The sequence below is a fragment of the Nocardia sp. NPDC004604 genome, from assembly GCF_040609795.1.
Taxonomy (GTDB): domain Bacteria; phylum Actinomycetota; class Actinomycetes; order Mycobacteriales; family Mycobacteriaceae; genus Nocardia.
In genome coordinates this window covers 1-7,933 of record NZ_JBEXLC010000243.1, presented here as the reverse complement: position 1 = coordinate 7,933, position 7,933 = coordinate 1, and the positions used below count along the sequence as shown (strand labels likewise).

General features: G+C 65.0%; 8 protein-coding genes. 7 read left to right on the top strand and 1 reads right to left on the bottom strand.

What is annotated here, in order from left to right:
- Window positions 1–157 precede the first annotated feature (157 nt).
- A complete protein-coding gene (locus ABZW16_RS42015; RefSeq protein WP_354961746.1) occupies window positions 158–1,156 on the bottom strand; it encodes a sulfotransferase in 999 nt (332 codons plus the stop codon).
- Window positions 1,157–1,485: 329 nt separating this feature from the next.
- Between ABZW16_RS42015 and ABZW16_RS42010 the strand changes: the two genes are divergently transcribed.
- From ABZW16_RS42010 to ABZW16_RS41980, 7 genes are all read left to right on the top strand, one after another.
- Window positions 1,486–1,896: a hypothetical protein gene (locus ABZW16_RS42010; RefSeq protein ID WP_354961745.1), complete on the top strand. Its 411-nt coding sequence runs from the start codon at window positions 1,486–1,488 to the stop codon at window positions 1,894–1,896.
- A gap of 412 nt (window positions 1,897–2,308) precedes the next feature.
- Window positions 2,309–2,476, top strand: coding sequence for a hypothetical protein (locus ABZW16_RS42005; RefSeq protein ID WP_354961744.1), 168 nt, complete (start codon window positions 2,309–2,311; stop codon window positions 2,474–2,476).
- Between the two features lie 57 nt (window positions 2,477–2,533).
- A complete protein-coding gene (locus ABZW16_RS42000) occupies window positions 2,534–3,034 on the top strand; it encodes a TIGR03667 family PPOX class F420-dependent oxidoreductase (RefSeq protein ID WP_354961743.1) in 501 nt (166 codons plus the stop codon).
- A 51-nt stretch (window positions 3,035–3,085) separates the two neighbouring features.
- Window positions 3,086–4,036 (top strand): RluA family pseudouridine synthase, encoded by a 951-nt coding sequence (locus ABZW16_RS41995; RefSeq protein WP_354961742.1) that lies wholly within the window; start codon window positions 3,086–3,088, stop codon window positions 4,034–4,036.
- 87 nt (window positions 4,037–4,123) lie between these two features.
- Window positions 4,124–4,867 carry a type II CAAX endopeptidase family protein gene (locus tag ABZW16_RS41990; protein ID WP_354961741.1) on the top strand — a complete coding sequence of 248 codons (744 nt, stop codon included), beginning with the start codon at window positions 4,124–4,126 and terminating at the stop codon, window positions 4,865–4,867.
- Window positions 4,868–4,893: 26 nt separating this feature from the next.
- Window positions 4,894–5,289, top strand: coding sequence for a VOC family protein (locus ABZW16_RS41985; protein ID WP_354961740.1), 396 nt, complete (start codon window positions 4,894–4,896; stop codon window positions 5,287–5,289).
- Between the two features lie 159 nt (window positions 5,290–5,448).
- Window positions 5,449–7,842, top strand: coding sequence for a hypothetical protein (locus ABZW16_RS41980; RefSeq protein WP_354961739.1), 2,394 nt, complete (start codon window positions 5,449–5,451; stop codon window positions 7,840–7,842).
- The last annotated feature ends 91 nt before the right edge of the window (window positions 7,843–7,933 follow it).

Here is a 7,933-nt window from a genome sequence, read left to right as displayed (position 1 = left end):
CGACGCGAGGAGATCGGCTTCTCCTATTTCATCTTCGGCGCCGACTGCGCCGACAGGTTCGCTCCGGTCGTCGCCGAGCTCGCCGGACATTAGTTGGGCGGCGCGAGGGTCGCAAGGTTGACGCGGCGACGGCGGAACCCCTTCTGAGACTGCTCGCTCATGCCGACATGAGATGATCGTTCCAGCCCAGGTCACTATCGATCAGCTCGAACAGCTGCTCGTTCCACGGGCGATAGAACTCACGCAGCCGGGCCACCGATGCGTCGTCGGGGTCGGGGAATTCGAGCGGATTGCGGTTCAATACGTGGTGCAGGACCGGCTCGATGGCGGGCAGTCCGAGGAATTCGTGGATACCGCGCACGGTCTTGCAGATATCGGCGAAGAAGTCCTCCGCGGTGACGATATAGACATTGTCCTTGCCGAATGCCGCGAGCCAGCGGGCCACCGCATTGGCGTAGACACCGGTGCTGAGCACCGGCATGGAGGGCAGCGAGGTCGGGGGCGGTGGGGCCGGAAACATGTCCAACGCGTATCCGATGTAGTCGGCGAAGGTCCTGCCGTACGGCATGGCGCACAGGCCGTCCTTGTTGCTGAGGAACAGATCCCATTTGTAGTGCGAATAGGCACGATCCACCGGATCGCGCAACATCATGACGATCTTGGCGTCCGGACGGGCCGCACTGTAGTTGTCGATCAACGGAAGATCGTGCAGCAGTGGGTCGAAGTAGCCCGTCAGCGCCCGGCCGGTACATCGCAGCACCTCGGCCTTCTGATGTTCGGTCGGGAAGTACGGCCCCCAGAACTGCGGGTAGCCGTGGCCGATCTCCTTGGTGAGCGGCGCCAGGATGCTCGGATGCTGCATGAGATAGCTGGCCAGATCGGTCGTACCGCTTTTCAGCGCGCCGACACAGGCGAAATCCGGCGACACTCGCGGTCCGCCGAAGCGCCGCAACCACAGCCGAACCGGCGGTACTCTGCCGAAATAATGCGGCAGCGTCAGATAGCGCATTCCCAGCTGCACGGAGCGCAGCGGATGTGCGAGATAACTCTCCCGGTTGTAGCGGTGCAGTTGCCATTCTTCGAATACTTCGAAGCCCTTCGTGTACTTGTCGGAGGCGTAGTCTTGCGCACTCGACGGCGTCACCCCTGTTGACATTGGAACTTCCCTCGCATTACTTGATCATCGCCGCCCGGCCTGCGGCGGTCGTAGCACCGAACCAACTGTGGTGAATGGTTTCGGCGGCTCTGGACACGCGAATAGAGGAAACACACATTGTTACCTCCCGTCACCGATCCCGCTGCCCTTCGGAATCGAATGCGGACCACCGTAGCGCCGAGTTCGTCTCGGCGACACCGGAATCCGCGTGGACCGTCATTTCGATCAGATCCGAAGAAGACGATGCATCCGATTTGGGCAACTTCACAAGACCCGTGAACCGGGGGGTGGACCCGACACCCCGGGTCAGACGACCCGGATTTACCGATATGTCCGACCACCTGCAATTCGACACCAACGCACCGGTTCTCATCGTCGGCGGCTACGGCACCGTCGGCGCCGAACTGGCCCGCCTCGCTTCCACACCTTGGCCGCTGCTTCTCACCGGCCGAAATCCCGTGCGGGGCAGGCCCCTTGGCGAGGAACTCGGCGCGCGGGTCGCGCAGTGGGACGTCGTCGATGCCACCGGCTTCCACGCCGACGCGCGCGCGGTGGTGAGTACGGTCAACGATCCCGACGACCGCCTACTACGGGCCGCCGTGTGCGCAGGCATCCCTTACGTCGACATCACCCGTTGGACAACCCGCCTAACTCGGGCCGCCGTGGTCGCCGCGACGCTGCACCCACCGCACCGGTTCTACTGTCCTCGAGTTGGATGGGTGGCGTCACCGGATCGGTGACCGCCGCGCTCGCCGAACAAATGGGCGGCGCAAGCGAAGTCGATATCGCAATTCGCTACACGCTTGCCGGTCCGGCAGGGGTCGACTCGATGGAATTCATGGACCGACTCGGCATGGCATTCGAGGTAATCCAGAATACGTCGGATGTCGAAAACCTCACGGACACTTGGCAACGCATGCGATGCGGTCGATGCCAACCGCCCACTCATGGTGTCGCCGACCACGCCGGGCTTTCGGTCGAACGGCCACCCGGACCCGCGGATTTCGCGCGTTCGACGCGCCGAGGAAGGTTGTGTGAACGGCGGGTCATACCGGTGTCTTTCGCGCCCGAACGTCACTAGCTTCTGCTGCTGAACAGAATTCGACTGCGGTTGGAGTTGTGAAAATGTTTGTCACGACAATTATTTCGAATATGAGCGATTGCCACGACGATCCGGGCGACCTGACCAAGGAGCAAGCGCACCGCGCGATGCAAGTGCACCTGTATTGCAGTGTCGACATCTGCAAGGTCCGCCGCCGCGCCAGACAGACCCTGGTCGAGTCCCGTCGGATGGTCTTGGACGAACGCGCCGAGCCGTAGGTGGCGCAACCGTGCCGACCCGGAATCGACGCGACTGTCCCGGCGTTGTGCACAACTATGAGAGCAGCATCGCAAAGCGATTCCGCGGGGGGTGGTGGTCGGCTGACGGGTGAGCCTGCCGCCGAATCCGATCGCTCCGCCATTGTCGACACCGGTACCGCATTCGGCGCCAAGGTCGCCGCCCGCCTGGCACAGGAGAACATCATCTGGCTGATCACCGTCGGCCCCAGTGGGACACCGCAGCCGAATCCGGTGTGGTTCCAGTGGCGCGACGGTGAATTCCTGATCTTCAGCCAGGCCGATAAGTCCAAACTGCGCAATATCGCTCGCAACCCGCGCGTATCGCTACACCTCAACAGCACCGAGAGCGGCGGCGATGTGGTGGTGCTGACCGGCACCGCCCGGATCGATGAGTCCGGTGCCACCCCGGCGGAAACCGCCGCATTCACCGAGAAATACACCGAGGGACTGGCCTCCATCTCGATGACCGAGGACCAATTCCACGCCGAATATTCGGTCACCGTGCGGATCACCCCGGATCGACTGCGCGGCTTCTGAGCCCGACCCGGCCGTGAGCTGGGGATTTACCGGCGGCTAAGGTCATTGCCGATGAGAAGGAGGCAGCAGCCGCCGTTGCCCAAGCGGCACGGCCTGGACCCGGCCCGGCTCCGCCTACCGGAGCAGGGTGGCTGGGCGACGATTCGCGACCACCTCGTGGAGCGGCTGCCGCGCGTACCGGCCGCGCGGATCGACGAGCTACTACATCAGGGCGGCATCGTCGACCTGGCCGGTCCGATCGCCCCGGACGCACCCTATGTGCCGGGCGGTGCGGTCTGGTTCCATCGCGATCTGCCCGACGAAACCGTGGTGCCATTCGATATCCCCATCGTCCATCGCGACGACGATCTGCTCGTTGTGGACAAGCCACACTTCCTGGCGACGATTCCGCGCGGTCAGCACATTCTGCAGACCGCCCTGGTCCGGTTGCGCCGCGAACTCGACCTACCCGACCTCGTTCCGGCGCACCGGCTCGATCGCGTCACCGCGGGACTGGTGCTCTTCGTGATCAATCCGGCCCGGCGCGGGGCCTATCAGACCATGTTCCACAAGCGCACGGTGCACAAGGAGTACGAGGCCATCGCGGCCTTCGATCCGGATCTGGCGCTGCCGCGGACGGTGCGCAGCCGCATCATCAAGGAGAAGCAGGTGCTCGCCGCACAAGAGGTCGACGGTGAGCCCAATGCCGAGACCTGGATCGAGTTGGTGGAGCAGCGCGGCGGACTGGGCCGCTACCGGCTGCGGCCGCGGACCGGGCGCACCCATCAGCTGCGGCTACACATGAACGGACTCGGCATTCCGATCCTGGGCGACGACTTCTATCCGGTGCTCACCGACAAATCTGTAACCGATTTCACCCGACCGCTGCAACTGCTGGCCGCATCACTCGAATTCACCGATCCGATCAGCAGCGCGCCCCGCCGCTTCGACAGCACACGCACGCTGCAGGCATGGGCGGATCCGGACGGCTGGCGGACCGCCATTAACACCGTCGGCGCGTGATGCGAAACCGATAAGACCATGACGATCACGCCGCCCGCGCAGCTCGGCCCACGCTCGCCGGTTGCGCACGTCCGTAGACTGGTCCCGATGCTTCAACAGGACCTCGACGAAGCGGTACCGCCCCGCCACAAGCTGCACGCCTATCTGGACGTGGCTGTTGTGGTGATCGTCCTGGCGGGCACCAATCTGATCGCCCACTTCACCACCGCGTGGGCGAGCATCCTGACCGTTCCGATCGCCGCCGTGGTGCTGCTCGCGCTGATGCGCCGTCGCGGACTCGGCTGGTCCGAACTCGGACTCTCGCCGCGGCACTGGCGTCGCGGCACGCTCTACGCGCTCGGCGCGGTCGGCCTGGTGCTCGCGGTGGTAGCGATCGGCGCGCTGCTGCCGATGACCCGGCCGTTCTTCCTGGCCGACCGCTACGCCACCATCTCCGGCGCACTCATCGCATCGATGATCGTGATCCCACTGCAGACCGCGATTCCGGAGGAGCTGGCCTTCCGCGGCGTCCTGCACGGCACCCTGGACCGGGTATACGGCGCGCGCGGGGTCTTCGCGGCGGGCTCGCTGCTCTTCGGCCTCTGGCATATCGCCTCATCGCTCGGCCTGACCACCAGCAACCGCGGCCTGACCGGATTTTTCGGCGGCGGCACCGCGGGCCAGATCATCGGCATCCTCCTCGCCGTAGTGGCCACCGCGGCCGCGGGCGTCGTCTTCACCTGGCTGCGCCGCCGCAGCGGCAGCCTGCTGGCGCCGATCGCCCTGCACTGGTCCGTCAACGGCGCAGGTGCCCTGGCCGCCGCCATCGTTTGGCATACCACCCTGACCTGATCCCGGATCGGGCGTAAATTCCGAATATGCCCCTAGGACACCTCGGCATCAACGTCACCGATCTCAGTGCCGCCCAGGCCTACTACGACGAGCTGATGCCGCTGCTCGACTATGCGCCGCTGATCAGCGCGGCCGACCAATTCGCCTACTGGCCCGCCGATAACAAGCCCGGCACGTTCATCTTCTTCTACCCGGCCGAGTTCCCGGGCTACACGCGCACCGCCCCCGGTCTCCAACACCTCGCCTTCATGGTCCGCACCCGTGCGGCTGTCGACCGCGTGCACGTCTGGGCCAGCGCTCGCGGCGACGAAATCATCCACGCTCCGCAGGAATTCCCCCAGTACCCACCGCCGTACTACGCCACCTTCTGGACCGGCCCCGACGGCGTCATGCTCGAGGCCGTCTGCCACAAGAACGCCTGAGCCCTAGGAGGATGCACGTCGCGTTCGCGCATTTGTTCGAGTTTTCGGACGAGGAGCATTGACCTCGGGCGGGTAGCGGTTTAATCTCGGTGCGATCACACATATGTTCGAGCAAGTAGGTCTGCATCGAGATGACACCTACTCCCGGGAAGGCTCGCGATGCGCGACAAACAGTCGACCGATAGGTCCGAGATTGCCGCGTTGGCCGAGCGGGTCGCGAACGCGCGTGGCCGGTTGCCGCTGCAGGATGACGCGGCACTGGTGCAGGTGTTGTCCGATGCCGAGATCGATGCGGAACGTGAACTCGCGCAATGGGTTCGGGCGCAGCGGCGGGGGCAGCGCAAGCGCGCCGTCGAGGACGAACTGACTGCGGAGAAGCGTAATCGGCGGACCACGGCCGCGATCCAGCGTGCCGACGACGCAGACGCGCGCTGGCATCGGCGGGCGCTGGCGGCGCGGCGGCGGGTGTCGAATCAGGATGCGCGACTTGCCCAGTTGTACCGCAGGGCCGAGTGGTCATCGCGTGCGCTGATCGCGGTAGTGGTGCTCGGCATGGTGTGGGCCGGGGTGAACGTACAGCACAACCTGGTGCCCAGCGGAAATATGGCGGATCCGCTGTACTGGTTGAGCTATGGGATCGAGGCGATGATCTCGATCCCGATCATCACCATCATGGTGGCCGCGACCACCGCCGCCAGGTGGGGCCGCGAACTCGACCGGGGCAAGGTCGTCTTATTCGAAGCCGCGCTACTCGGCACGACCGTCGCGCTCAACGCGGGCCCGCACCTGGTCGCCGGTTCCTTCGGGCAGGCCGCCGAATACGCGATCGCCCCCGTCATGGTCGGCGTCGTGATCTGGTTGCATGCCTGGGTTTCCGCGCGTTATGCCCTGCTCATTGATAGCGTCCCGCTGGTCGACGACGAGCCCGAGCTGCCACCCCGGCAGCGGGTCACCACCGAGCGCGGCGCGCCGATCACCACATTCCGCGCCGACGAACCAACCGACCGCCGGGAACTGCTGGCCGCCAAGGGTTTCGACCCGTTGCTCGACCAGGCGGGCGTCCGCTTTCCGGTCGATATGACCGACCCCCACGCAGCACATATCGCCGAGGCAGCGATGCGCGGCGCGCAGCCCGAGGCGGTCCCCGTCTCCCGGCTCGACTGCACCGAAACCCTGGTCTACCACGCACAAAGCACCCGTTCGACCAACGGCCGCCGCACCCAACAGATCCCGACCGTCGACGAATACCGGCGCGCCGGCAGTCCGACGGCCGTTCCGTCCTCGAATTCGATCCATGAAGGCACGCGAACCTTCACCACCCCTGCCGCCCACCCCATCTCGAACCACGGAACGCTGAATTACGCGGAGCCGAATTACCCTGCAACCCACGAGGCACCCACTGCCGCGCATACCGAAACTGCCACGCGCACAACGCCCAGCGCGCAAATCGGCCCCGATATAACTGGCGCAGACGATATCCCTGCCCCGTCGACAACCTTCAATGGCGCAAGCCGAACCCCGTCCATCGGCCACGGCCAACCGCCCACACCCGCCTCCACCGCAGGTGATGTACCCGTTCACGATGCCGCCGCTACCCGCGGAATGCTCGACGAATCGGCGACGACCGAAGGCATCTCACCGCACTCCGCACAGCCCAACGCGCCCCACACCCCAACCGCCGTGGCAGGCCAAAACCCACAGCCGAACTACAACCCGGCTGCTGCCCCGAGCGCATTCGGCGAGAATATGATTCACGCCTTCGACCTGGATCCGCGTCTCGTATCCGATCCCGCCACGAGCCCTACGACCGACCGCGCCGCGCACACCGCCACAAACTTCGAGCCCCCCACATCCCCAGCTCCCACCGACCAGCACACGACTGCCGCTTCGGCCCAGCCCGCCACCACACCGGCGACCGCCGCAAACACCAGCGACCAGCACACGACTCCTGCTGCCACTGCGGCCGAGCCCCGCACCGCACCGGTGACCACTCACGCCGAGCACGCGGCTCCCATGAGCACCCGCGCCGAGCACACTGCTGGCTCAGGCGTCGCATCACAGACAGCACAGGCGAATACGGCCCGCCCTCGCGACGAGCACACAACTCCCGTGGCAACCGCTTCGAGCAGCCGTGACGAGCACACCACTGCTGGCTTCGGCGTCGCACCGCAAACAGCACAGCCGACGACAGCCAGCCCTCGCGACGAGCACACAGCCTCCGCGGCAACCGCCTCGAGCACCCGTGACCAGCAACTGAATCCTGCCTCGGACATCAATCCGCAGTCAGCACAGGCGAATACGCCCGCAGCTCGCGACGAGCACATCACTTCTGGTGCCCCAGAAGCAGATTCCCAGCGGGCAAGCACCATTCGCCCGGTCGTGGATTCGCAACTGAGCATCTTCGATACCACGACAGTGGAACCAGCGGCGCGAACCGGCCACGACGCAGCCGAGAACCGTGCGCCCGCCGCCACAGCTCGCGTTCAGCACTCGAACACTCGAACCGAAACCCCAACGCGGACCGAAACCCAGCGCACCACCGGCAGCGCATAAAAAAATCCCTCAATCCGAATTGAATTTTCGGATTGAGGGATTTTTATAGTTCTATTGCAGAAGAAAACTATTTTAAAAATGCTGGTAAATG

Coding starts and splice junctions, on each gene's coding strand:
- ABZW16_RS41985 (WP_354961740.1), top strand. CDS start 4,894: ATGCCCCTAGGACACCTCGGCATCAACGTCACCGATCTCAGTGCCGCC.
- ABZW16_RS41995 (WP_354961742.1), top strand. CDS start 3,086: ATGAGAAGGAGGCAGCAGCCGCCGTTGCCCAAGCGGCACGGCCTGGAC.
- ABZW16_RS42010 (WP_354961745.1), top strand. CDS start 1,486: ATGTCCGACCACCTGCAATTCGACACCAACGCACCGGTTCTCATCGTC.
- ABZW16_RS42000 (WP_354961743.1), top strand. CDS start 2,534: ATGAGAGCAGCATCGCAAAGCGATTCCGCGGGGGGTGGTGGTCGGCTG.
- ABZW16_RS42015 (WP_354961746.1), bottom strand. CDS start 1,156: ATGTCAACAGGGGTGACGCCGTCGAGTGCGCAAGACTACGCCTCCGAC.
- ABZW16_RS42005 (WP_354961744.1), top strand. CDS start 2,309: ATGAGCGATTGCCACGACGATCCGGGCGACCTGACCAAGGAGCAAGCG.
- ABZW16_RS41990 (WP_354961741.1), top strand. CDS start 4,124: ATGCTTCAACAGGACCTCGACGAAGCGGTACCGCCCCGCCACAAGCTG.
- ABZW16_RS41980 (WP_354961739.1), top strand. CDS start 5,449: ATGCGCGACAAACAGTCGACCGATAGGTCCGAGATTGCCGCGTTGGCC.